Origin of the sequence: Pseudomonas sp. RGB, from assembly GCF_007713445.1 — a bacterium.
Taxonomy (GTDB): Bacteria; Pseudomonadota; Gammaproteobacteria; order Pseudomonadales; family Pseudomonadaceae; genus Aquipseudomonas.
Map to the genome: position 1 here is coordinate 18,374 of NZ_VMSH01000016.1, position 23,419 is coordinate 41,792.

General features: G+C 60.5%; 20 protein-coding genes and 2 pseudogenes. 15 read left to right on the plus strand and 7 right to left on the minus strand.

Features of this window, described 5'->3' with window-relative positions; translation table 11 throughout:
- Nucleotides 1–51: 51 nt before the first annotated feature.
- Together FPT15_RS24965 and FPT15_RS24970 are read left to right on the plus strand one after the other, a co-directional pair.
- Nucleotides 52–1,188: an XRE family transcriptional regulator gene (locus tag FPT15_RS24965; RefSeq protein ID WP_145165488.1), complete on the plus strand. Its 1,137-nt coding sequence runs from the start codon at nucleotides 52–54 to the stop codon at nucleotides 1,186–1,188.
- The gene (locus FPT15_RS24970; RefSeq protein ID WP_145165490.1) at nucleotides 1,185–1,682 is read left to right on the plus strand and encodes a DUF4411 family protein; all 498 of its coding nucleotides are present in this window, start codon (nucleotides 1,185–1,187) and stop codon (nucleotides 1,680–1,682) included. Before FPT15_RS24965 ends, FPT15_RS24970 begins: the two co-directional genes overlap by 4 nt.
- A 42-nt stretch (nucleotides 1,683–1,724) precedes the next feature.
- Here FPT15_RS24970 and FPT15_RS24975 read toward each other — a convergent pair whose 3' ends face one another.
- Nucleotides 1,725–3,095, minus strand: a complete 1,371-nt coding sequence (locus FPT15_RS24975) for a gluconate:H+ symporter (RefSeq protein ID WP_145165492.1) — start codon at nucleotides 3,093–3,095, stop codon at nucleotides 1,725–1,727.
- Nucleotides 3,096–3,311: 216 nt separating this feature from the next.
- On the opposite strand from FPT15_RS24975, the gene FPT15_RS24980 reads away from it, so the two are divergent.
- From FPT15_RS24980 to FPT15_RS24995, 4 genes are all read left to right on the plus strand, one after another.
- Nucleotides 3,312–4,217: a cation diffusion facilitator family transporter gene (locus FPT15_RS24980; protein WP_106578516.1), complete on the plus strand. Its 906-nt coding sequence runs from the start codon at nucleotides 3,312–3,314 to the stop codon at nucleotides 4,215–4,217.
- Between the two features lie 110 nt (nucleotides 4,218–4,327).
- Nucleotides 4,328–5,548 carry a TolC family protein gene (locus FPT15_RS24985; RefSeq protein ID WP_145165494.1) on the plus strand — a complete coding sequence of 407 codons (1,221 nt, stop codon included), beginning with the start codon at nucleotides 4,328–4,330 and terminating at the stop codon, nucleotides 5,546–5,548.
- An 18-nt stretch (nucleotides 5,549–5,566) separates the two neighbouring features.
- Entirely contained in the window at nucleotides 5,567–6,676 is a 1,110-nt protein-coding gene (locus tag FPT15_RS24990) for an efflux RND transporter periplasmic adaptor subunit (RefSeq protein WP_145165496.1), read from the plus strand.
- 18 nt (nucleotides 6,677–6,694) lie between these two features.
- Nucleotides 6,695–9,829 (plus strand): CusA/CzcA family heavy metal efflux RND transporter, encoded by a 3,135-nt coding sequence (locus FPT15_RS24995; protein ID WP_145165498.1) that lies wholly within the window; start codon nucleotides 6,695–6,697, stop codon nucleotides 9,827–9,829.
- A 255-nt stretch (nucleotides 9,830–10,084) separates the two neighbouring features.
- Here the strand turns inward: FPT15_RS24995 and FPT15_RS25000 are convergent, their stop codons facing one another.
- The 3 genes from FPT15_RS25000 to FPT15_RS25010 form a co-directional block, all read right to left on the minus strand.
- Complete coding sequence (locus FPT15_RS25000) at nucleotides 10,085–11,470, minus strand: heavy metal sensor histidine kinase (RefSeq protein ID WP_145165500.1); 1,386 nt, start codon at nucleotides 11,468–11,470, stop codon at nucleotides 10,085–10,087.
- Entirely contained in the window at nucleotides 11,467–12,141 is a 675-nt protein-coding gene (locus tag FPT15_RS25005; protein WP_119736387.1) for a response regulator transcription factor PcoR, read from the minus strand. Before FPT15_RS25005 ends, FPT15_RS25000 begins: the two co-directional genes overlap by 4 nt.
- A 357-nt stretch (nucleotides 12,142–12,498) precedes the next feature.
- Nucleotides 12,499–13,818: an OprD family porin gene (locus FPT15_RS25010; RefSeq protein ID WP_145165501.1), complete on the minus strand. Its 1,320-nt coding sequence runs from the start codon at nucleotides 13,816–13,818 to the stop codon at nucleotides 12,499–12,501.
- A 226-nt stretch (nucleotides 13,819–14,044) separates the two neighbouring features.
- Between FPT15_RS25010 and FPT15_RS25015 the strand changes: the two genes are divergently transcribed.
- From FPT15_RS25015 to FPT15_RS25025, 4 genes and pseudogenes are all read left to right on the plus strand, one after another.
- Nucleotides 14,045–14,377, plus strand: coding sequence for a DUF2790 domain-containing protein (locus FPT15_RS25015; protein ID WP_145165503.1), 333 nt, complete (start codon nucleotides 14,045–14,047; stop codon nucleotides 14,375–14,377).
- A 195-nt stretch (nucleotides 14,378–14,572) separates the two neighbouring features.
- Nucleotides 14,573–15,259: pseudogene (locus FPT15_RS30485) on the plus strand (PAS domain-containing protein); the annotation flags it as partial.
- A gap of 108 nt (nucleotides 15,260–15,367) precedes the next feature.
- Nucleotides 15,368–15,799 (plus strand): annotated as a pseudogene (locus FPT15_RS30490) (methyl-accepting chemotaxis protein); the annotation flags it as partial.
- Nucleotides 15,800–15,859: 60 nt separating this feature from the next.
- The gene (locus FPT15_RS25025) at nucleotides 15,860–16,435 is read left to right on the plus strand and encodes a flavin reductase family protein (protein ID WP_145165507.1); all 576 of its coding nucleotides are present in this window, start codon (nucleotides 15,860–15,862) and stop codon (nucleotides 16,433–16,435) included.
- Between the two features lie 3 nt (nucleotides 16,436–16,438).
- Here the strand turns inward: FPT15_RS25025 and FPT15_RS25030 are convergent, their stop codons facing one another.
- Complete coding sequence (locus FPT15_RS25030) at nucleotides 16,439–17,323, minus strand: LysR family transcriptional regulator (protein ID WP_145165509.1); 885 nt, start codon at nucleotides 17,321–17,323, stop codon at nucleotides 16,439–16,441.
- Nucleotides 17,324–17,444: 121 nt separating this feature from the next.
- Between FPT15_RS25030 and FPT15_RS25035 the strand changes: the two genes are divergently transcribed.
- A complete protein-coding gene (locus tag FPT15_RS25035; protein WP_178119747.1) occupies nucleotides 17,445–18,788 on the plus strand; it encodes an MFS transporter in 1,344 nt (447 codons plus the stop codon).
- A gap of 111 nt (nucleotides 18,789–18,899) precedes the next feature.
- On the opposite strand, the gene FPT15_RS25040 is transcribed toward FPT15_RS25035, so the two are convergent.
- Nucleotides 18,900–19,709, minus strand: a complete 810-nt coding sequence (locus FPT15_RS25040) for an AraC family transcriptional regulator (RefSeq protein ID WP_106578527.1) — start codon at nucleotides 19,707–19,709, stop codon at nucleotides 18,900–18,902.
- 195 nt (nucleotides 19,710–19,904) lie between these two features.
- Between FPT15_RS25040 and FPT15_RS25045 the strand changes: the two genes are divergently transcribed.
- The 4 genes from FPT15_RS25045 to ddlA are packed head-to-tail and all read left to right on the plus strand — an operon-like array spanning nucleotide 19,905 to nucleotide 22,502.
- Nucleotides 19,905–20,465, plus strand: coding sequence for a DUF2975 domain-containing protein (locus FPT15_RS25045; protein ID WP_145165513.1), 561 nt, complete (start codon nucleotides 19,905–19,907; stop codon nucleotides 20,463–20,465).
- A 7-nt stretch (nucleotides 20,466–20,472) separates the two neighbouring features.
- Nucleotides 20,473–20,691 (plus strand): helix-turn-helix transcriptional regulator, encoded by a 219-nt coding sequence (locus tag FPT15_RS25050; RefSeq protein ID WP_145165515.1) that lies wholly within the window; start codon nucleotides 20,473–20,475, stop codon nucleotides 20,689–20,691.
- A 33-nt stretch (nucleotides 20,692–20,724) separates the two neighbouring features.
- Nucleotides 20,725–21,363 (plus strand): LysE family transporter, encoded by a 639-nt coding sequence (locus FPT15_RS25055; RefSeq protein ID WP_145165517.1) that lies wholly within the window; start codon nucleotides 20,725–20,727, stop codon nucleotides 21,361–21,363.
- A gap of 44 nt (nucleotides 21,364–21,407) precedes the next feature.
- The gene (gene ddlA, locus FPT15_RS25060; protein ID WP_145165519.1) at nucleotides 21,408–22,502 is read left to right on the plus strand and encodes a D-alanine--D-alanine ligase; all 1,095 of its coding nucleotides are present in this window, start codon (nucleotides 21,408–21,410) and stop codon (nucleotides 22,500–22,502) included.
- A 190-nt stretch (nucleotides 22,503–22,692) separates the two neighbouring features.
- Here the strand turns inward: ddlA and pgeF are convergent, their stop codons facing one another.
- Nucleotides 22,693–23,415, minus strand: a complete 723-nt coding sequence (gene pgeF, locus FPT15_RS25065; RefSeq protein WP_145165521.1) for a peptidoglycan editing factor PgeF — start codon at nucleotides 23,413–23,415, stop codon at nucleotides 22,693–22,695.
- Nucleotides 23,416–23,419 lie beyond the last annotated feature (4 nt).

A 23,419-nucleotide genomic window follows, 5' to 3' on the forward strand; every position in this document is an offset into this window, starting at 1 on the left:
GGAAGGTCGCTCCTATAGTCACGCCCAATCTTGACGAGCACACTTACCTCTATGTCTCAGGTCGCCTATGTCAACCCTGCAATCCTGTCCTGGTCTCGCCAGCGAGCAGGGCTATCTGAAGCGCAGGTTGCCAAAGGTCTCATGGTCAAATTGGACCGGCTGAAGGAGTGGGAAGGCGGCCAGAGTCTTCCCACCTTCTCCCAGGCGCAAAAGTGGGCTGCGATTGTGCACGTGCCTTTCGGCTATCTCTTTCTCAGGGCTCCTCCACCAGAGCATTTGCCTCTTCCAGACCTGCGTACTGTGGGTGGCGTTTTTCCAGATGAGCCCAGCTTGAACCTGATGGACACAGTGAGAGACGTGCTCCGTAAGCAAGACTGGTACTTGGAGTACTTGCAGGATCACGAACGAGCCCCGTTGCCCTTTGTTGGACATTTCAATAGCCACTCGCCGATCAAAGACGTTGTTGCAGATATTCGTCGCGTACTTGGCGTGACGGATGCATTTGCTCGAATGGGTTACGAAGACTATGTGAGGGCTTTGGTGAGTGGTGCGGAAGAGGCCGGAATTCTCGTCATGCGAAGTGGTGTTGCCTTGGGCAACACCCACAGGAAACTCGATGTCAGTGAGTTTCGAGGTTTTGCGATCAGCAATCCGATGGCCCCGGTGGTTTTCATCAACAGTGCGGACGCGCCCACGGCGCGGCTTTTTACATTGATGCATGAACTGGCGCATATATGGATTGGTAGCACGGGCGTGTCTGGTGGCAGCAGTCAAAGCGCCCGTCAGGAAGAGGCCTTCTGCAATGCGGTGGCTGGAGAGTTTCTAGCGCCGGAACTCATTTTCCGAGCGCATTGGGTTGCCGATGTTCACTGGGAAGAAAACCTGGGGCCTTTGGCCGGACGCTTTCGTGTCAGCGCATTGGTGATTGCACGGCGCGCCCGTGATCTTGGCTACATCAGTAATGATCAATACGGCGCTTACTACCGCCGGATCTTGCAGGAGTATCGAGATAAAGACGGCAGTGGAGGCGACTACTACCGCACAGCAGCTATCAGGAACAGCACTCGGTTTAGCAAGGCCGTTCTCGCAGAAGCACAGAGCGGGCGAATTTTGTTGCGGGACGCAGGAAAATTGCTGGGTGTGCAGCCAGCTAAGCTGAAGACTTATGGGATGAAACTATCGGCATGAAGCATCTATTGGATTCGAATACATTAATCGAGGCCAAGAACCGTTATTACGGGATGACGATCTGCCCAGGCTATTGGGCATGGATACTTCAGCAGCATCAGGCCTTGGAAATTGCCAGTATTGTTCCAGTCAGAGACGAACTAGCCAAAGGCAACGATGAGTTGACGCTGTGGGTAAAGGGTAATGCTGGACTGTTTGAAGACTCGAGTGATCAACAGACCCAAGTGGCCTTTGGGAATATTGTCTCAAGAATTGCCGAGCAAGTACCGGTGATGAAGGCCGGAGCACTGGAAGAGTTTCTTGAAGGGGCAGATGCTTGGCTAATCGCCAAGGCGATGACGACGGGGGCTGTGGTTGTCACACATGAAGTCTACAACCCTGACATCAAGCGCAAATACACCATTCCCAACGTGTGTGCTCTGTTTGGCGTTCCGTACATGAACACCTTCGAGTTGCTCAGTAAGCTCGACGCTCGTTTCGTTTTACATCACTGACAACGTGAAGGGGAGCGCGCCCCCCCCCCCGTTACAAGATCTTCAGGTCAGAAAGTGCCAGAGCAACAGCGTACCGACCAGGCCGACCACGGAAACGATGGTTTGCAGCACCGACCACACCCAGATCGTCTGCTTCAATTGCAAGCCAAAGTACTCGCGCACCATCCAGAACCCGGCGTCGTTGACGTGGCAGAAGAACACCGAGCCGGCGCCAATCGCCAGCGCCACCAGTGAACTCTGCGTCGCCGCCAAACCCGCCATCATTGGCGCGAGAATGCCCGCCGTGGTTGTCGTGGCGACGGTCGCCGAACCGGTGGCCTGGCGCAGGGCCACGGCAATCAACCAGGCCAGCAGCAGATACGGCATGTGCGCGCCTTCGGCGACTTTACTGATGGTCTGGCTGACGCCGGCGTCCAGCAATGTTTGCTTGAGGCCGCCGCCGGCGCCGATGGTCAACAGCAACACGGCGATGGGCGCGAGGGCTTTGCGCAGCGTGTTGCCGACCTCGGCGCGTGGCATGCCGGCGGCCCAGCCCAGGCAGATCACGGCGGCGATGACAGCCAGGCCGAGGGCAATCAGCGGTTCACCGAGGAACTTCAAGGTCAGTGTCAGCGGGTTTTCCGGCGCCATCGCGACTTTGGCCAGGGTACTGCCGAGCATCAAAATCACCGGCAACAAAATGATCAGCAACGACACCCCGAAACTCGGCTGGCGCGGTGCCTTGGGCGGTGCGCTGAACAGCGCGCCGATGTCGGCCGGTTCATCCACCTGCATGCGCTTGGACAGCCAGTTGCCATACAGCGGCCCCGCGAGAATCACCGCTGGCACCGCCAGGCAGAAGCCCAGCAACATGGTCATGCCCAAGTCGGCGTGCAATGCGCTCACCGCAATCAGCGGCCCCGGGTGCGGTGGCATCAGGGCGTGCAGGGTGGTCATGCCCGCCAGCGCCGGAATGGCGATTTTCAGCAGCGGCTGATTCGAACGTTTGGCCATTACGAAGATGATCGGCACCATCATCACCAGCCCGACTTCGAAGAACAGCGGCAGGCCGATCACCATCGCCACCAATGCCATCACCCAAGGCAACGACTTGCCTTTGCCCAGCCCGAGCAAGGTGGTGGCGATACGGTCGGCGGCGCCGGATTCGGCCATTAATGCACCGAGCATCGAGCCCAGAGCAATGATGATCCCGGCCTCACCGAGGATCGCCCCGGCGCCTTTGCTGAAGGCCTTGGCGACCTCTTCCGGCGGCAGCCCCGCGCCGACGCCGGCGATAAACGTACCGATCAGAATCGATAAAAATGGCGGCAGCTTGGTCGCGCTGATCAACACAATGATGCTGGCGATGGCCAGCAGAACGCAGAACATGAGACGGGTGTCGTGAACCATCCACGCGGCAGTCGATAACTCCAAAACGGGACTCCTTATCGAACAGGTTGGCTAATTTGTTTCTTTTTGTTTCCTGCTCGAAAAGCATACCTGATAGAACTGTTGCAGCGCGTCCATGTGCGATTTTGGTGCGCGCGATATAACGAAGAGCTGTCCCGCGGATGACAAATTTGCAACCCCTGCGCGGGGATCTGGCCTATAGCTCTATGATCAACGAACCCCACTTATCGAGGAATTTTCATGAGCGCAGGACATAACCACGGTCAGGTACGCGCCGGTCACGAGCGTCTTCTATGGATCGCCCTGGGGCTGACCAGCAGCTTCATGATTGCTGAGGTGATCGGCGCGTTTATCACCGGCAGCCTGGCGCTGTTGTCCGATGCCGCGCACATGATGACCGACGCCCTGGCGCTGGCGATTTCTCTGGTGGCCATCCAGGTCGCCAAGCGCGCGGCCGACCGCAAGCGCACTTTTGGCTACGCGCGTTTCGAGATCCTCGCGGCGGCGTTCAATGCGCTGCTGTTGTTTGGCGTGGCGTTTTACATTCTGTATGAGGCCTATCAACGGCTGCAGGCACCGGCTGAGATCCAGTCCACCGGCATGCTGGTGATTGCGTTTTTGGGGCTGATCGTCAACCTGATCTCGATGAAACTGCTCAGTGCCGCCAGTGGTGAAAGCCTGAATGTGAAGGGCGCTTATCTGGAGGTGTGGAGCGACATGCTCGGTTCCATCGGCGTGATGATCGCGGCGGTGGTGATCATGTTCACCGGGTGGGGCTGGGTTGACTCGGTGGTGGCGGCGGCGATTGGTTTCTGGGTGTTGCCGCGCACCTGGACGCTGCTCAAGGAAAGCATGAACGTGCTGCTGCAAGGCGTGCCGGACGGCATCGATATCGATCAGGTCGAGCAGGCCATTCGGGGTGTGCCGGGGGTCAAGGACGTGCACGACCTGCATATCTGGGCCCTGACCAGTGGCAAAAATGTGCTGAGCACGCACTTGGTGGCGGATGCTGCGCTGAACACGGAACAAAAAATCCTTAGCCAGGTGACGGAATTGCTGCACGAACAGTTCGATATTTCCCACGCCACGATTCAGGTGGAAGGCGAAGGTTTTGTGCACGACGAGCATGACGAGGTGCATGCCTGAGCTCGGCTAACGGATTTGTAATGTTGCGCCCACGGCCCTGATAAGTACCGAAAGCTACATTGCCCCCCGCTGGGAAATCTCAGCGACTTCATGGGCGTGGAACTTTCGTTATGGCACTTTCCGTTAGAACACTTTTGGGGGCAGCAGCGTTGTGGGTGGCCGCAGGTGCTGCCCAGGCGCAGACCCTCTCTCTGGATGCAGCCCTGCAAGCCGCCTTCGCCAACAACCCTGACCTGGCCGCTGCGCAGTGGGACATCGACATTGCCCAGGGCGGTCGCCAGCAGGCCGGCTTGATCCCCAACCCGGTGGCGTCCTGGGATGCCGAAGACACCCGCCGCAACACGCGCACTACTACCCTAAAACTCAGCCAGACCCTGGAACTCGGCGGCAAACGGGGCGCGCGCATTGACGTGGCGACGCGCGCCCAGGACGCCGCCGCGCTGACCCTGGAGCAGCGTCGCAATGGCCTGCGCGCCGACGTAATCGACAGTTACTACAGTGCTTTGCGTGCCCAGCAGCGCCTCGACTTGGCGCAACGCTCGATGGCCCTGGCCGAGCGTGGCCTGGTGGTCGCCAAAGGTCGCGTCACCGCCGGCAAGTCATCGCCGGTGGAAACCACGCGCGCGCAGGTGCAGGTGTCGCAGATCCGCCTGGAATTGAACCGCGCGCAAGTCGGCCTCAGCGATGCCTATCGGCGCCTTGCCGCCAGCACCGGCAGCGCCACGCCTGACTTTGAGGACGTGGCCGCGCAAAGCCAATCCGCACCGCCTTTGCCGGCCGCCGCGCAATTGCTGGCGCGGCTTGAGCAAACCACCGAACTGCGCCTGGCCGACCTGCACATTATTCAAAGCGAAGCCAGCGTAGGCCTGGAAAAGGCCCAGCGGATTCCCGACCTCGATGTGTCCATCGGCAGCCAGTACGACGCCAGCGTGCGTGAACGCGTGAACCTGGTGGGCGTGTCGATGCCGATCCCGCTGTTCAACCGCAACCAGGGCAATGTGCTCGCCGCCAGCCGCCGTGCCGATCAGGCCCGCGATTTGCGCAACGCGGTCGAACTGCGCCTGCGCACCGAAACCCGCCAGGCCCTGGACCTGTGGCAAACCGCCGATACCGAAGTGCGCGCGTTCAACCAACACATCCTGCCCGCCGCCCAGAGCGCGGTGGACAGCGCCACCCGTGGCTTCGAGATGGGCAAGTTCAACTTCCTCGACGTGCTCGACGCTCAGCGCACCTTGATCGCAGCCCGCACCCAATACCTGGTGGCGACCGCTCAGGCGACCGACGCCTGGGTGCGCATCGAACGGATTTACGGCGACCTCGCCCGGTTTTGATTTTTTCTGGAGTCTTTTATGAAGCATAAACACGGTGTGGCGCTCGCCGTCGCCCTGGGCCTGATGCTGTCTGGTTTTGCACGGGCCGAAGAGGAAGAAGAAGGCAAACTCGAACTCACCGAGCAGCAGATCCAGGCGGCCGGTATTCAGCTCGCCCAAGCCCAACCGCGCGCGATCAGCACGCTGCTGACGCTGCCGGGAGAAGTGCGTTTCGACGAGGACCGGACCTCACACATCGTGCCGCGTGCGGCCGGTGTGGTGGAGGCGGTAAAGGTCAACCTTGGCCAGTCGGTGAAAAAAGGCGAGTTGTTGGCCGTGATCGCCAGCCAGCAGATTTCCGACCAGCGCAGCGAGTTGGCCGCCAGCGAGCGACGCGTCGAGTTGGCGCGCACCACCTTTGAGCGCGAGCGCCAGCTGTGGAAGGACGAAATCTCCGCCGAGCAGGACTACCTGCTGGCGCGCCAGACCTTGCAGGAAGCGGAAATCGCGCTGACCAACGCGCGTCAGAAGATGACGGCACTCAGCGGCAGCGCCGTACTGGCCGGCGGTAATCGCTACGAGCTGCGCGCGCCATTCGCCGGTGTGGTGGTGGAAAAACACTTGGGCGTGGGCGAAGTGGTCGGCGAAACCAGCAACGCCTTCACGCTCTCGGATTTGTCCCAGGTGTGGGTCACCTTCGGCGTGTTTCCCAAGGACTTGAACAAGGTGCGCGTCGGTAAACCGGTGAAGGTCAGCTCCTTGGAAATGGGCACTGAAGTTCAAGGCACGGTGGCCTATGTCGGCAACCTGCTCGGCGAGCAGACGCGCACCGCTACCGTGCGCGTGACCGTGCCCAACCCCGACGATGCCTGGCGCCCAGGGTTGTTTGTGACTGTGCAACTGGCCACCGACACCTACCAGGCCAAGGTCACCGTGCCGCAAACCGCCATCCAGACCGTCGAGGACAAACCCTCGGTATTCGTGCGCACGGCGGACGGTTTCATCACCCGCCACCTCGAACTGGGCGTGAGTGAAAACGGCTACGTCGAAGTGCGCCAGGGCCTTGAAGCCGGCGCGCAAGTAGCGACCGAAGGCAGCTTCATCCTCAAGTCCGAACTGGGTAAAGGCTCGGCCGAGCACGCCCATTGATCCTGCGAGTGATTCCCCATGTTTGAGCGCCTTATCCAATTCGCCATCGAGCAGCGCATCATCGTGTTGCTGGCGGTGCTGTTGATGGCCGGTGTCGGCATCGCCAGTTATCAGAAGTTGCCCATCGACGCGGTGCCCGACATCACCAATGTGCAGGTGCAGATCAACTCGGCGGCGGCCGGCTTTTCGCCGTTGGAAACCGAGCAGCGCATTACCTTTCCCATCGAAACCGCCATGGCCGGCCTGCCGGGTTTGCAGCAGACGCGTTCGTTGTCGCGCTCCGGCCTGTCCCAGGTCTCGGTGATCTTCAAAGACGGCACTGACCTGTTCTTCGCCCGCCAATTGGTCAACGAGCGCCTGCAGGTGGCCCGCGAGCAATTGCCCACTGGCATCGAAACCGCGATGGGGCCGATTTCCACTGGTCTCGGGGAAATTTTCCTGTGGACCGTCGAAGCCGAAGACGGCGCGCTCAAGGAAGACGGCACGCCTTACTCGCCGACCGACCTGCGCGTGATCCAGGACTGGATCATCAAGCCACAGCTGCGCAACGTGCCGGGCGTGGCCGAGATCAACACCATCGGCGGCTTTGCCAAGGAATACCAGATCGCCCCGGACCCAAAACGCTTGGCGGCCTACAACCTGACGCTGACCGATTTGGTCACCGCGCTTGAGCGCAACAACGCCAACGTCGGCGCCGGTTACATCGAGCGCAGCGGCGAGCAGCTGTTGATTCGCGCACCGGGGCAAGTGGCGTCGATCGATGACATTGCCAACATCGTGATCACCACGTCGGACGGCACGCCGATCCGCGTGCGCAATGTGGCGCAAGTCGACATCGGCCGTGAGCTGCGCACCGGCGCCGCCACGGAAAATGGCCGTGAAGTGGTGCTGGGCACGGTGTTCATGCTGATCGGTGAAAACAGCCGCACCGTGTCCCAGGCGGTGGCGAAAAAACTCGAAGAGATCAACCGTTCGCTGCCCCAGGGCGTGGTCGCCGTTACCGTTTATGACCGCACCAACCTGGTCGAAAAAGCCATCGCCACCGTGAAGAAAAACCTCTTCGAAGGCGCGCTGCTGGTGGTCGCGGTGCTGTTTCTGTTCCTGGGTAATATCCGCGCGGCGTTGATCACCGCGATGGTGATTCCGCTGGCGATGCTGTTCACCTTTACCGGCATGTTTACCAACAAAGTCAGTGCCAACCTGATGAGCCTTGGCGCGCTGGACTTCGGGATTATTGTCGACGGCGCGGTGGTGATCGTCGAAAACGCCATTCGCCGGCTGGCCCATGCGCAGCAGCGCCATGGCCGCTTGCTCACCCGCAGCGAGCGCCTGCATGAGGTGTTCGCTGCGGCCAAGCAAGCGCGGCGCGCACTGATCTTCGGGCAACTGATCATCATGGTGGTGTACCTGCCGATCTTCGCCCTCACCGGAGTGGCCGGGAAGATGTTCCACCCCATGGCGTTCACCGTGGTCATCGCTTTGCTCGGCGCGATGATTCTGTCGGTGACCTTTGTGCCGGCCGCGATTGCGCTGTTTGTCACCGGCAAGGTCAAGGAAGAGGAAAACCTGGTGATGCGCACGGCGCGTCGGGCCTATGCGCCGGTGCTGGATTGGGTCATGGCGCGTCGCCCGCTGATGTTTGGCCTGGCGGTGCTGACCATCGTCGCTTCGGGCGTGGTGGCCAGCCGCATGGGCAGCGAATTTATCCCCAGCCTCAGTGAAGGCGACTTCGCTCAACAGGCTCTGCGTGTGCCTGGTACCAGCTTGACGCAATCGGTGCAGATGCAGCAGCAGCTGGAGAAAACCTTGATGGCCCAGGTGCCGGAAATCGAGCGAGTCTTTGCGCGCACCGGTACCGCGGAAATCGCTTCCGATCCGATGCCGCCGAATATTTCCGACAGCTATGTGATGCTCAAGCCCAAGGACCAGTGGCCTGATCCAGCGAAATCCCGCGAGGCGCTGATCGAAGATATCCAGCGTGCCAGTGCGATTGTGCCGGGCAGTGCGTATGAACTGTCGCAGCCGATCCAGCTGCGCTTCAACGAGCTGATTTCCGGGGTGCGCAGTGACGTGGCGGTGAAGGTGTTTGGCGACGACATGGCAGTGCTCAACAAGACCGCCGCAGAGATCGCCGAGACCTTGCAAACGCTTGATGGCGCCTCGGAAGTGAAGGTGGAGCAGACCTCTGGCCTGCCGGTGCTGACCATCAATATTGATCGCGACAAGGCCGCGCGGTTTGGCCTGAACGTGGGCGACGTGCAGGACACCATCGCTGTCGCCGTGGGTGGACGCCAAGCCGGCACGCTGTACGAAGGTGACCGCCGCTTCGACATGGTCGTGCGTTTATCCGATGCGCTGCGCACCGATATCGAGGGCTTGTCGCGGCTGTTGATCCCGGTGCCGGCGCTGGCCAGCAACGCCTCGGGCCAGTTGGGTTTTATTGCCTTGTCCCAGGTCGCCAGCCTGGACCTGGTACTGGGCCCGAACCAGATCAGCCGCGAGAACGGCAAGCGCCTGGTGATTGTCAGCGCCAACGTGCGCGGGCGTGATATCGGTTCGTTCGTCGAACAGGCCGAGTCTGCCATCAGCACTCAGGTGAAGGTCCCGGCGGGTTACTGGACCACCTGGGGCGGCCAGTTCGAACAGCTGAAGGAAGCCTCCGAGCGCTTGCGTATTGTTGTGCCGGTGGCGTTGCTGCTGGTGTTCGGGCTGTTGTTCATGATGTTCAACAACCTCAAGGATGGCTTGCTGGTGTTTACCGGGATTCCGTTCGCGTTGACCGGTGGGATCATGGCGCTGTGGCTGCGCGATATTCCGTTGTCGATCTCGGCGGGGGTGGGGTTTATTGCGTTGTCCGGTGTGGCAGTGCTTAACGGGCTGGTGATGATTGCCTTCATCCGCAACCTTCGCGAGGAAGGGCGTTCACTGTCGGTGGCGATCCACGAAGGGGCGCTCACACGTTTACGCCCGGTGTTGATGACCGCGCTGGTGGCGTCCCTGGGGTTTATCCCCATGGCCTTGGCCACCGGCACCGGCGCCGAAGTACAGCGCCCGTTGGCGACGGTGGTGATCGGCGGGATTATTTCCTCTACGTTGCTGACCTTGCTGGTGCTGCCGGCGTTGTATCAGTGGGCGCACCGCAAGGAGGAATGACGCGGGTGGGGTGAGCAGGCATGTTGTGGCGAGCGGGCTTACTGTGGCGAGCGGGCTTGCCCCGCGTTGGGTGGCGAAGCCGCCCCAAATCTTTCGCCACGGTATATCAGGGATACCGAGGTGGCCTTGATGGGGGCTGCTGCGCAGCCCAACGCGGGGCAAGCCCGCTCGCCACAACAACCCCGCTTGCCACAACAAGTCCCCTTGGCACAGCAAGTGCGCTTGGTACAACAAGCCCGCTGACCCTCAAGGGGCTTACACCCGAGGAAACACCAGGCGAAACACGGTGAAAGCGCCGGGCGAACTGCGCACGTCGGTTTGCCCCTGGTGCAGGGTCATGATCGATCGCACGATGGCCAGTCCCAGGCCGGTGCCGCCCTCGGTGCGCGCGCGGCTGCTGTCGACACGGTAGAACCGTTCGAACAGGTGCGGCAGGTGGTGCACTTCAATCCCCGGGCCTGGGTTGCTGACAGACAACGACACGCTGTTGCCGTAAGCCTCCACCCGCAACGCGATATGCGCGCCCGCCGGGCTATGGCGGATTGCATTGGACAGCAGGTTGGAGAGGGCGCGTTGAATCATCAGGCGATCGCCCTGCACCTGGGCCTCGCCACTGAGGGTCAGGGTCAGTTGTTTGTCTTCGGCACTCAGGGCAAATAAATCCATGACCCGATGAGCTTCGTCCGCCAGCGATACCGCGGTAAACGAAGCTCGCGCTGCCGGGTGGCTGACCTGGGCCAGAAACAACATGTCGGAAACGATGCGTGCCAGGCGCTCCAGCTCTTCGGTGTTGGATTCCAGCACTGCTTTGTATTCGTCCGGTGGGCGTTGGCGCGACAACGTGAGCTGGGCTTTGCCCATCAGGTTGGTCAGCGGTGCACGCAATTCGTGAGCAAGGTCGTCAGAGAATTGCGAGAGTTGCTGCACTCCGGCGTCCAGGCGGTTGAGCATCACATTGAAGCCTTGCGCCAACTCGCCCAGCTCCTTGGGCAGGTTGTCGACGGACAAGCGATGGGTCAGGTCCTGGGTGGTGACTTTGGCCGCCACATGGCTGAACTGCTTCAACGGAGCAAGCCCGCGTTGCACCAGCCACCAGGCCCCCATGCCGATCAGTATCAACAACATGGGCAAGGCGATCACGGTGGCGCGCAGGTAGGCACTGAGCAGCGCCTGATCGTCCCTGCGGTCCAGCGACAACAGCACGCGTACGCGTTCGCCGCTGGCCAGGCGCATCAGGCTGGAGGCGCTGAGCACCTGGTTGCCATTGCTGTCGGCCCAATTGAGGTAGCCGAGTGTTTCTCGCGGTGTGAAGTTTGTCAGCAGCGGCTCCTGAGGCTTGGCACCGATGCTCAGCAGCACCGTTTCATCGGGCGCGGTGCCGACTATAGTGAGGTAAAAATTGTCATGGCCGATCACCAGGTCCATCAGCGAATGCGGACGTGCCCGGATGGCGTGGGCGTCGAGGCCTTGAGACAGGCTGTGCTGGATCTGTTCCATCTTGCTTTCCAGGCCTTTGCGCGCCAGTTTTTCCAGTTCGTGGGTCAGGGCCAGGTACGCCAACGTCGCCAGCAATAGCACCAGGCCGGCGCCCATGAGGCTGACCGTCAACCCCAGACGCATCGACAGGCTGCCGGTTTTCATGGCCGTGCTTCCAGCACGTAACCCACGCCGCGAATGGTGTGGATCAGCTTGACCTCGCTCTGATCGTCCACCTTGGCCCGCAGGCGGCTGATGGAAACTTCCACGACGTTGGTGTCACAGTCGAAATTCATGTCCCACACCAGCGAAATAATCTGCGTGCGGGTCAGCACTTCACCGGTCTGGCGCATCAGCACCTGCAGCAGTGCGAACTCCTTGGTGGTCAAGTCAATGCGCCGTGTGCCGCGGTACGCGCGATGGCGGCGCGGGTCCAGTTCCAGGTCCGACACGCTGAACACTTCCGGCTGTGGGATGTGCTCGCTGCGCCGCAGCAGGGTGCGTACCCGCGCCAGCAATTCGGGAAACTCGAAGGGTTTGACCAGGTAATCATCGGCGCCCATGTCCAGGCCCTTGATCTTGTCGGCCAGCCGGCCGCGGGCGGTCAGCATCATCACGCGCTGGGTGCCGTTGCGGCGCAATTGCTCCAGCACTTCCCAGCCATCCTTGCCCGGCAGGTTGACGTCAAGAATCACCAACTCATAGGCGTGCTGCTCAGCCAGGTGCAGGCCATCAATGCCATTGGACGCGCAGTCCACGACGTAGCCACTTTCATTCAGGCCTTGCTGCAGGTAGTCAGCGGTTTTTTGCTCGTCCTCAACCACAAGGATACGCATGGGGATTTACCTTTTACTGAAAGAGAAGGGTTCCATTTCCCTATGGAATCAGGTGTGTTGTGAGTAGGAAAATTCTGAAGTGTGAAGCAGCTTCAGGGTCAACTGCGGCAATGGGTCGCGACCAAGCCTGCGCCCAAAAAAAACGCCCCAGAGGGGCGTTAAAAAATCATCTCTTTCCAAAGGAGCTAAAAAAAAGCTTCAGAGACGAATGTTGCTCGGTACTGACAAGTTGAAGCGAGTATAGGAAGTTCAACTTAACGGGAAGCTGGGGCCAATGTTACAGTTTTGATAGATAGCAATTTGTGAACAGATGTTAGTCAAGCGCGAACGAATGTAAGCACTCAACTGGGCGATTGTTCAAAGTGCGACCAATGGGTATTCCGCAATCAGGCGAACTTCTTCCAGGTCCGACTCAAACGCACTGGAGCGCACGGTGGCCTGGCGCAAGCGCAATGACAAATCCTTCAGGCTGCCACTTTGCACCACGTACTTGGCCTCGACATCCCGCTCCCAGCGGCGTTGATCGGTCAGCGGGTTGCCGGTTGCATCGCGGCGCATGTACACCGCGTTGGCATGGCTGTAATCGGCGCCGGTGCCTTTGGCATAACGGGTCATGAACGACAGGCCAGGTATACCGAACGCCTGCATGTCGAGGTCGTAACGGGCCATCCACGAACGCTCCCTGGGCGAATTGAAGTCGCTGTACTGGATCGAGTTATTGAGGAAAATCGAGTCCGATTGGCGCAGGTAATCGAAGTCGTCATCGCCGTTGTTGCGCTGGTGCGAGAGGGCCACGCTGTGGGCCCCGACCTTTACCCCGAGCCTGGCACTCCAGATGTTGTTGTCGAATTTGCCCAGCAGCTTTTTGCCTTCGTCCACGGCCTTGTAATAGTTGAAATCGCCGAATAACGACACGTCGTCGGTCAGTGGGTAACTGGCGGCACTGCCGACGTAGTACTGGTCCCAGGCGTCCTTCAGGCGGCTGCTGTAGAGGCTCACGTTCAGGTGTTTGTTGACGGCGTACTCTGCGCCGAAATAGCCGATCCAGGGAGAGTCGACCTTGCCCGCGTAAAAGGTCGCAAAGCCCTTGTTCATCCCGCTTTCGCTTGGCTGGCTCATGCCGCTCAGGCGTCCGCCTTGCAGGCTCAAGCCCTCAAGGCTGGTGTTCTGCGCGGTGACGCCGCGAAAGCTTTCCGGCAATAACCGCGAATCGCCGTAGGCCACCACCGGTGTGAGCGGGAACACATCGCCGGACTTGATAACCGTGTCCAGCACGCGCAATTTCGCCGCGCCGCCGACTTTGCTGTAGCTGCCTTCGGGCTGATTGTCGCTGTCCACCGGCAGCACGCCGAACGAACCCTTGCCGCCGCTGCGACCGCTGCCCGAGTCGAGTTTCAGGCCGTACATGGCAAACGCATCCAGGCCAAAGCCTACGGTGCCTTGAGTAAAACCGGATTCGAATTTGCCGATCAAACCCTGCGCCCAGGCTTCGGAATAGCCATTGCCGGTCGGGCTGGACTGGCCCTTGCGGTCATCGCGATTGAAGTAAAAGTTGCGCGCCAGCACGGTTACGTTGCTGCCTTGGATAAAACCTTCGGGCGTGTCTTCCACCGCCACGGCTGCCAGAGGCAGTGCGGCAATCAATGAAAAGGGAAGGGTGTAGTAAGCAATGTTCATGTTTCGCTCCTGGGTGTTGGCAGTTTTCAGCTTCTTATAGGTAGGGACGTTTTTATTGATCTGGCCCGGGCTGATAGTTGCAAACAGGGGATAACGGTCAGGTGGCGCGAACATTACAATTCTGGAAGCTCAAAGCGATCTAACAGATAAGTAATCTTTTGGTGAACATGGCGACAGGGTTGGTTGATTAGTCTCGTGACTGAACTTATCAACCGAGGAACCTGTAATGACATTTTATAAAATTGGCTTGGGTGTATTAGCTGCAGTCCTGTCACTGGGGGCGATGGCCGAAGGCGGAGGCGACCGCACGTTTGCGTTGATGATGGAGCGTAATCAAAAAGCCATGGCGGCTTACGCGGAAAAAAACGGCCAGCCAGCACCCCAGGTACAGGCGTATCGCTATGGCATGGCGCTGGATATTGCCAAGGTCGTCAACGTTACGCCGCCGATCAGTTCGTGCAATGCCGTGCCTTCACGCATGACCTATGAAGACTCCAGCGGCAAGCTCAATACGGTGGAATACAAGGTGATGGGTGTTTGCCGAAACAACGGCAGTTAATGGATCCAAAAAACAGTTGGGCACGCCACAAGAAAGCGCTTCAGAAAACCTCGTCAGCGCCGATGCAGGTCAGATCCATCTCCCCCAAATGACCATCGGTGCCCCATGTTCAACACCCGTTTGAAGCAGGAGCTGTCGGCTCTTCGCGAAGAGTTGTCCAGCTTGCAACAGGTCAAGGAGAGCCTGGAAAGCGAAATGCTGTGCCTGACGCTGGACGCCAAAGGCCGGGTGGAGTGGGCGAATGCCAACTTCCTGCAAGAGCTGTCGTACCAGGCCTCCAACGTCGTGGGGCGGCACATGGAAGAGCTGGTGCCTGCGCACCTGCGCCAGGACGAATTCCAGCAGCGTTTTCACAATGCCCTGGTGCGCGGCGAACACTTCGCCGGCACCGTGCGCCTGATGCGTGGCAACGGCAAAGAGGCCTGGTTGCGCTCGATCCTGCAGCCCGTGCGCAGTTCTGACGGGCGCATCAAGCATTTTTCGATTTACTCCAGCGACCTCACCCGCACCATCGAGGGATCACGCGAGCATGAGAACCTGATCACCGCGCTGGTGCGTTCCACTGCGGTGATCGAGTTCGACCTCGGCGGCCATGTGCTGACCGCGAACGACCGGTTCCTCGGTGGCATGGGCTACAGCCTGGCGCAGATCCAGGGCAAACATCACCGTATGTTCTGCGAGCCGGAGGAATACAACAGCGCCGAGTACCAGCATTTCTGGAAACGTTTGAACGCCGGCGAGTTTGTTGCGGCGCGCTTCAAACGTGTCGACAGCCATGGCCGTGTGGTGTGGCTGGAGGCGACCTACAACCCGGTGCTGGACGCCAATGACCGCCTCTACAAAGTGGTCAAATTCGCCACGGTGATCACCGACCAGGTTAACCAGGAGCAGGCCGTGGCGGAGGCCGCAAACATTGCCTACAGCACCTCGCTGCAAACCGACCACAGTGCCCAGCGCGGCACCACTGTCGTGACGCAGGCGGTGGATGTCATGCGTGATCTGGCCAGGCACATGCAGCAGGCCGGTGATGGCATCGAGGCGCTGAACGCCCAGTCCCAAGTGATCGGCACCATCGTCAAGACCATCAGCGGCATCGCCGAGCAAACCAACTTGCTGGCGCTCAACGCAGCGATCGAAGCAGCGCGGGCCGGCGAGCAGGGCCGTGGCTTTGCGGTGGTGGCTGATGAAGTGCGGCAATTGGCCTCGCGTACCAGCAAGGCCACCGATGAAATTGTCGGCGTGGTGCGTCAGAACCAGGAAATGGCCCGCGATGCGGTGTCCGTGATGAACGAGGGCCGTCTGCAGGCCGAGCAAGGCTTGGCCCTGGCGGCCGAGGCGGGCGCGGTGATTGTGGAAATCCAGGACGGTGCACAAAAGGTGGTGAGCGCTGTCGGGCAGTTTGCCAATCAGCTGTCGAGCTGACCCGTAGGGCTTGTGCTTGAGGTATCGTAGGTTTTTTCTTGCTTGAAGAGCCGTTCCTCCATGAGCCCTACCCACCGTCGCCCCGTACCGTTGTCCAAGGCCTACCGTTTGCTCAATCACGGGCCGACCGTATTGGTGAGCGCGGCCCACGCTGGCAAGCGCAATATCATGGCCGCTGCCTGGGCCATGCCGCTTGATTTCGAACCGCCGAAGGTCGCCGTGGTGCTCGACAAGGCCACCTGGACCCGCCAACTGCTGGAAGCCGCCGGCACCTTTGTGCTGCAGGTGCCTTGTGTGGCCCAGGCCGATCTGGTGCAGACGGTCGGCAACACCACGGGCGCAGACACCGACAAATTCGCCACCTATGGCTTGCAGACATTCAACGGTGAACACACCGAAGCGCCGCTGCTGGACGGTTGCGTAGCGTGGCTGGAATGCCGCCTGTTGCCCGAGCCCCATAACCAACAGACCTACGATTTATTCCTCGGCGAAGTTGTCGCGGCCTATGCCGACGCGCGCGTGTTCAGCGACGGGCACTGGCACTTCGAAGGCCATGACGAATTGCGCACCTTGCACCATATCGCGGGCGGGAATTTCCTGAGCATCGGCGAGCCGGTGGTCGGGCGCCAGCTGTAGGCCTTACCAGCGGGCGTTTGCCAGTGCATCGGCAAACGCCATCAGCTTGGGCGAATACTGCCGGGACGGCGGATAGACCAGTGAGATCGCGCGACTGCGCCCGGTAACGTCTTCCAGCAACGGCACCAGGCGCCCGGCGGCCACGTCGTCGCGCACCGCAAAATCCATCACCTGGGCGATGCCGAAACCACCCACCGCGCCGTCTACCAGCGCATCGCCAATGTCGAAAATAAGCCGCCCTTCGACGCTCACGTCCTGCACTTTGCCCTCCTTCATGAATTGCCAATCGACCATGCGCCCGCTGCGCAAGTTACGCACAGTGAGGCAGCTGTGGTCCTTGAGTTCGTCCACCGTTTGCGGCGTGCCCCAACGCGCCAGATAAGCGGGCGAGGCCACCGTGACCCAGCGCAACGGCGGCAGGGCACGGGCGATCAGGCGTTGATCCTGGATTTCGCCCGTGCGCAGCAATGCGTCGAAACCTTCGTCGACGATATCCACCAGGCGGTCAGTCATCACCGCTTCGATGCGCAATTGGGGATAGCGCAATGTCAGTTCGCCGATCACCGGCATCACCACCTTGCGACCGAACAACGACGGTGTGCTGATTTTCAACAGGCCGGAGGGGCTGCTGCGCCGGTCGAGCATCAGCTTTTCGGTTTCAGCCAGTTCTGCCAGTAACGGCGCGCTGCGCTCGTACAGCATCTGGCCATCGGGCGTGAGGCTCACGCTGCGCGTGTTGCGTTGCAGCAGGCGCACGCCCAGCTGGCTTTCCAGGCGCGAGATTGCGCGGGACAGCCCGGACTGCGTCAGCCCCAATTCCCCGGCCGCGCGGGTAAAACTGCGCGTTTCGGCCACGCGGACCAAGAGTCGAACGGCGTTCAGATCCATGATTAAAGTCATTACTGAAAGAGTGATAGCGCTATTTATCATCTGTCAGGCATGAAAGAAACTGGCACCTCTTATTTTCGGACTGGACGCTGTGATGTCTTCCTCTCGACCCTCTGGCTGGATGCTTTTATTGCTGGCCACCGCACAACTGATCATCGCCCTGGATGCCACCATTGTGTTTGTCGCGCTGCCGCAGATTGGCGCGCACCTGGATTTTTCCGCGCAGCAATTGCAATGGGTGGTGAGCGTCTACAGCGTGGCGTTTGGTGGCTTTCTATTACTGGGTGGCAGGGCGACGGACCTGCTTGGCAAGCGCCGTTTTTACCGGCTGGGCCAGTCGCTGTATGCGCTGGCTTCCCTGGCGGCGGTGCTCGGCGGCAGCGCGGTGTTGCTGGTGCTGGCGCGGGCGGTGCAAGGCGTGGGCGGGGCGTTGTTGTTCCCGGCCACGTTAGCGTTGATCAACACGCACTACGCCGAAGGGCCTGCACGCAATCGAGCATTTGCGGTGTGGAGCGCAGCCTCGGCGGCGGGGCTGGCACTTGGCGCATTACTGGGCGGCGTGCTGACTCAGGCGTGGGGGTGGGAGGCGGTGTTTTTGGTGAATGTGCCGTTGGCGGGCGGCTGCGCGTGGGCGGCGCGTTACTGGATTCCAGCCGATGGCGAGCGTGTGCGTGGGCGCAAATTCGACATCGGCGGCGCCTTGACTGTGACTGTCGGCGGCACGCTGCTGGTGTTCGCGCTGGTGCAAGGCCCCGAGTGGGGCTGGTCGGCGCCGCAGACGCTGGCCTGCATCGCCTTGGCGCTGGCGTTGCTTGGGGTGTTCGCCTGGATCGAGCATCGCGGCAGCGATCCACTGATGCCGCTGCGCTTGTTCGCCTACCGCGAACTGCGCATGGCGATGGTGCTCACGGCGGTGTTCATGAGCAGCTTTGGCGTGCAGTACTACTTCCTGGCGCTGTATTACCAGCAGGTCTATGGCTACAGCGTATTGCAAGCCGGCTTAGCGTTTTTACCGGCGACTCTGGTGTGCACGTTCGGCATCTGGTTGGCAGAGCGTTCGCTGGCCAGGCTGGGGTTGCGCAACACCTTGGTCAGCGGGCAACTGGCGGGCGCGGTGGGCATTGCACTGGTGTGTTGGGCATTGCCGACGGGCGTGGGGTTTTGGTCGCTGTTGCCGGGAATCTTCATTTTGAGCATCGGACAGGGCATGACCTGGACAGCGATGTGGGTGGCGGCAGGGCTGGGTATTCGGCCAGGGGAGCAGGGCGTGGCGGCGGGGATAGCGTCTACCAGCCAGCAGATCGGCGGCGCGTTGGGCCTGGCGGTGCTGGTGTCGGTGGCGAATGCGGGCGGTATTGAGCTGGCGCTGTGGTGGAGCGCGGCAATTGCCTTGGTGGGCGCGGTGGTGGCGCTGCGGCTCAAAACGCAAGCGCCCGAGCCGAATACGATAGTGGAAACAACATAGAACCAATGTGGGAGCGGGCTTGCTCGCGAAGGCGGTGGATCAGTCACTCATAAGTCGACTGACACTGCGCTTTCGCGAGCAAGCCCGCTCCCACATTGATTGCGTTTCACATCAGCGCCCGAGCATCTTCACCCAGCGCGATGGCGGCATGCCGTAGGTGCTGCGAAATTGTCGGGTCATATGACTCTGGTCGGTGAAACCGGCGGTCAGCGCCGCGTCCACCAGCGATTGGCCCTGGGCCAGCAAGCCGCGCACCAGGTCCAACCGTCGCATGGTCAGGTACCGATAGGGACTGGTGCCGAACAACAAGCGAAAATCCCGCGACAGCGCCCACCGATCACGTCCGCAATGGTCGGCCATTTCATCCAGGGTGATGCTGCGGCCCAAGGCGCTGTGGATAAATTCCCGCGCGCGCTCGGCGGCGACGTAATCGAAGGATTTACGGCTGATGATCACCCCCGAGGCAGCGCTCAGGGCTTGCGCCAGGTCGTACAGCGCGTCCTGTTCCTGCATCGGGTCAATCGGGCAGTCCAGGCTTTGCAGCAACACTTCGCTGGCGCGGAACAGCCGCGGGTCAGTCGACAGGCCGTTGTGGATAAACGGCAACGGCCGGCCGCCGAGAATCTGCTGGATCAGCGCCGGCTCCACATAAATCATGCGGTACTTGAAGCCTTCCACACTGCTGGCGCGGCCGTCATGGGATTCGTCAGGGTGAATCACCATGGTCGTACCCGGCAGGCTGTGCGTCATGCAGCCACGGTAGTGGTAGCTCTGCACGCCAAACAAGGTGCGCCCGATGGCGTAGGTGTCATGGCGATGCGGGTCGAATGCAAAGCCGGCGAAATACGCTTCGATGCGGTCCAGCCCGCTGGCGTGCGGGGCGCGGTGCAACCAATCGAGGGTGGAAGTGGGTTGGCCCATGGTGACTTGTCACAAATAGAGGTGGGAAACACGTTAACCCAGTCTGGCATGTCGTGTCTGTCGAGGTCTTGAACGATTGTGCGTACTTGAGAGGAAGCATTTGGCAGCGTAAATGTTGAATTAGGTTAATAAATGATTGTTTTGCGATAATTAATCTATTATTTTTGCGACCTCACTTACTGATCGAGGTTACTTATGAATACCCAACGTCTGGCTCAGCTCAGCCAGCGCATGTCGCTGCTTACCCTCCTGCTGATGGTCGTCATGCTGGTGCTCAACACCGGTGTCTGGCTGTTTCCGGTGCTGGGTTCTTCCGCCGATGGCCTGGGCCTGAGCTTTTCCTTGAGTAACCGGATCCAGGACAGCGGCGTGCAAATTGCGCTGCTCCCTTGGTGGCAAAAACTCGGCGGGATCATTTTTTCCAGCATCCCGCTGGTGGCCTTGGTGTCGGGCTTGAACCATCTGCGCCAGCTGTTTCGCAACTACGCGCGGGGCGAGTATTTCTCCAGCGCGGCGGCGCAGCATCTGGGCAAAGTCGGTCGAGCTGTTGCATTGTGGGTACTGCTGGACTTTTTATGCGAGCCGTTGCTCGGCCTCTGGGTCTCGATGAACCAGCCGCTGGGCCAGCGATTTTTCACCTTGAGTCTGACCCCGCCGAGCTTCGTCGCGTTGTTTCTCGCTGCGTGCATTGCGGTAATCGCGCGTATCCTGTGGCAGGCCAGCGAAGTGGACTCTGAAAACCGCACTTTTGTTTGAGATCGAAATGCCCATTGTGATTGAACTGGACGTTATGCTTGCCCGGCGCAAGGTCAAATCCAAAGACCTGGCAGCCGCCATCGGGATTACCGAACAGAACCTGTCGTTGCTCAAGCAAGGCAAGGTCAAGGGCATACGGCTGGGTACGCTGGATGCGATCTGTACCTACCTGGACTGCCAGCCTGGCGACCTGTTGGTGCACACCCCTGAACCTGCGGGCGAATAGGTTTAACCACTTAAGAACAAGAGGGATCGTCCAATGCTGTTCTCAGACTTGCCGTACGTTGCGCCGCTGCTGTCGCTGGGGCTGCTTTGGACCGTCGCGGTGGTGACGCCGGGCCCGAACTTCTTCAATACCGCCCAACTGGCGGCGAGCTGTTCGCGTCGGCATGGGGTGGTGGCGTCTGCCGGGGTGGCCACGGGCACGGTGATCTGGGGGCTGGCGGGCGGTTTGGGCATCAAGTCGCTGTTCACTGCGGCGCCCATGCTCTATCTGGCATTCAAGATCATCGGTGGCTGCTACCTGATCTACCTGGGGCTGAAACTGTTCAAGCGTTCGGCGCCAACCGCGAGCCAGACCGTGTTGCCCGACGAACCCAAGCGCTCGCTGCTCTCCGCCTGGCGCTTCGGTCTGCTGGGCAACTTGTCCAACCCCAAGGCCGCGCTGTTCGTCGCCACGGCCTTCGCGTCGACCATGCCGCCTTCACCGTCGCCGACATTGTTGGCCCTGGCGGTGATTACCATGGCCACCTTGTCGTTCAGTTGGTACACCAGTGTGGCCCTGGTGTTTTCCAGTGAGCGCATGGCCAACCTCTACAGCCGTTCACGCAAGTGGCTCGACCGGTTTGCCGGCGGGTGCTACCTGTTGTTCGGCGCACATCTGGTAGCGAATCGCTGACCGCTCATGGTAAGAAGCCTTACTTTCAACAGTGAGGCCGAGTCATGAGCAAGGTGCGGGTAGGTATTATTTTTGGTGGCCGTTCGGCCGAGCACGAGGTCTCGCTGCAGTCGGCGCGCAACATCGTCGATGCACTGGACCGCTCGCGCTTCGAGCCGGTTCTGATCGGCATCGACAAGGCCGGCCACTGGCACCTGAACGAAACCTCGAACTTCCTGATCAACCAGGAAAACCCGGCCCTGATCGCCCTCAACCAGTCCAACCGCGAACTGGCGGTGGTGCCGGGCAAGACCAGCCAGCAAGTGGTGGAAACCTCCGGGCAGAGCCTGCTGGAACACATCGATGTGATCTTCCCTATCGTCCACGGCACCCTTGGCGAAGACGGCTGCCTGCAAGGCCTGCTGCGCATGGCGGACCTGCCTTTCGTAGGCTCCGACGTGCTCGGCTCGGCGGTGTGCATGGACAAGGACATCAGCAAACGCCTGCTGCGCGATGCCGGTATTGCCGTTACCCCGTTCATCACCCTGACGCGTCGCAACGCGGCGCGCAGCGGTTTTGATACAGCAGTGAACAAGCTTGGCTTGCCGATGTTCGTCAAACCCGCCAACCAGGGCTCCTCGGTGGGTGTGAGTAAAGTCGGCAACGAGGCTGAGTACCATGCCGCGGTCGAACTGGCCTTGGGCTTTGATGAAAAAGTGCTGGTGGAGTCCGCTGTCCAGGGGCGTGAAATTGAATGCGCCGTGTTGGGCAACGATGACCCTGTCGCCAGCGGCTGCGGCGAGATCGTGGTGGGCAGCGGTTTCTATTCCTACGACAGTAAATACATCGACGCCCAGGCCGCCCAAGTGGTGGTGCCGGCTGATATCAGCCTTGAGGCCAGTGAGCGTATTCGCCAACTCGCCATTGAAGCGTTTGAGGTACTGGGCTGCGCCGGGTTGGCGCGAGTCGACGTGTTCCTCACCGACGACGGCGAAGTGCTGATCAACGAAATCAACTCACTGCCCGGCTTCACCCGCATCAGCATGTACCCCAAGCTGTGGCAGGCGGCGGGCATGAGTTACAGCGAATTGGTAAGCCGCTTGATTGAGCTGGCGCTGGAGCGACATGCGGGGCGCAAGGGGCTGAAGATCAGCCGCTGATAATCGTTGGGGCCGGACGAACTCTGTGGCGAGCGGGCTTGCCCCGCGTTGGGCTGCGAAGCAGCCCCGTCAGGCTCACCCCATTGTGTCAGACAGAAATGAGTTGGGTGGTTTTGGGGCTGCTTCGCAGCCCAACGCGGGGCAAGCCCGCTCGCCACAACAAGCCCGCTCGCCACGACGAGCTTGCTCCTCAGGTTTTGCGGGCGATCCACGAATAGATCAGCGTCTTTGGCTCTTCAGGGTGGTGGGTTCTCCTGCGGTAGCTGGCGAAGGTCGGTGATGTGCAATACGTGCACACCTCGCTGACGTCGATCTGCTCACGCTTAAGGCCCGCCGCCTGCAACAGCATCACCCCGTAAACACTCAAGTCGAACCACGCACTTCCCGCTTGCCGCGCGTGGGGCGGTGCAATCTGCGGTGACAGCTGTGGCGTCGGTTGCTCGAAGTGCCATGGCGCCTGAGCGTCACGCCACACGTGCCCCTGGTCCGCCTGAAATTGCGCGATAAATTCGGCGCTCACTTCATAACAACACGGCTTGATCGACGGCCCGATAGCCACTCGCAACTGGTCAACGGCAATGCCCTCGGCAGCCAATTGTTTCACCGCATTGGCGATGATTCCCCCTTGCAGGCCCTTCCAGCCGCCATGCACGGCGGCCACCCGTTCACCACTGTGTGCGGCGATCAGAATGGGCAGGCAATCAGCGGTGATCACGGCGATTGGCTGAGGCGCGCGCGTGAACACGCCGTCTGCCTCAATGGTATTGGTCACCTGCTGCGCCTGCCATTCAATCACCGAAGCACTGTGCACCTGCTTGCAGATGAACACCTCGTGCGGCCGCAATGGATCATTGATCGAACAAAAACCGTGGTCGACGCCGGGGATGGCGCCGAGATTGTTTGCCTGTTGCAAGGGG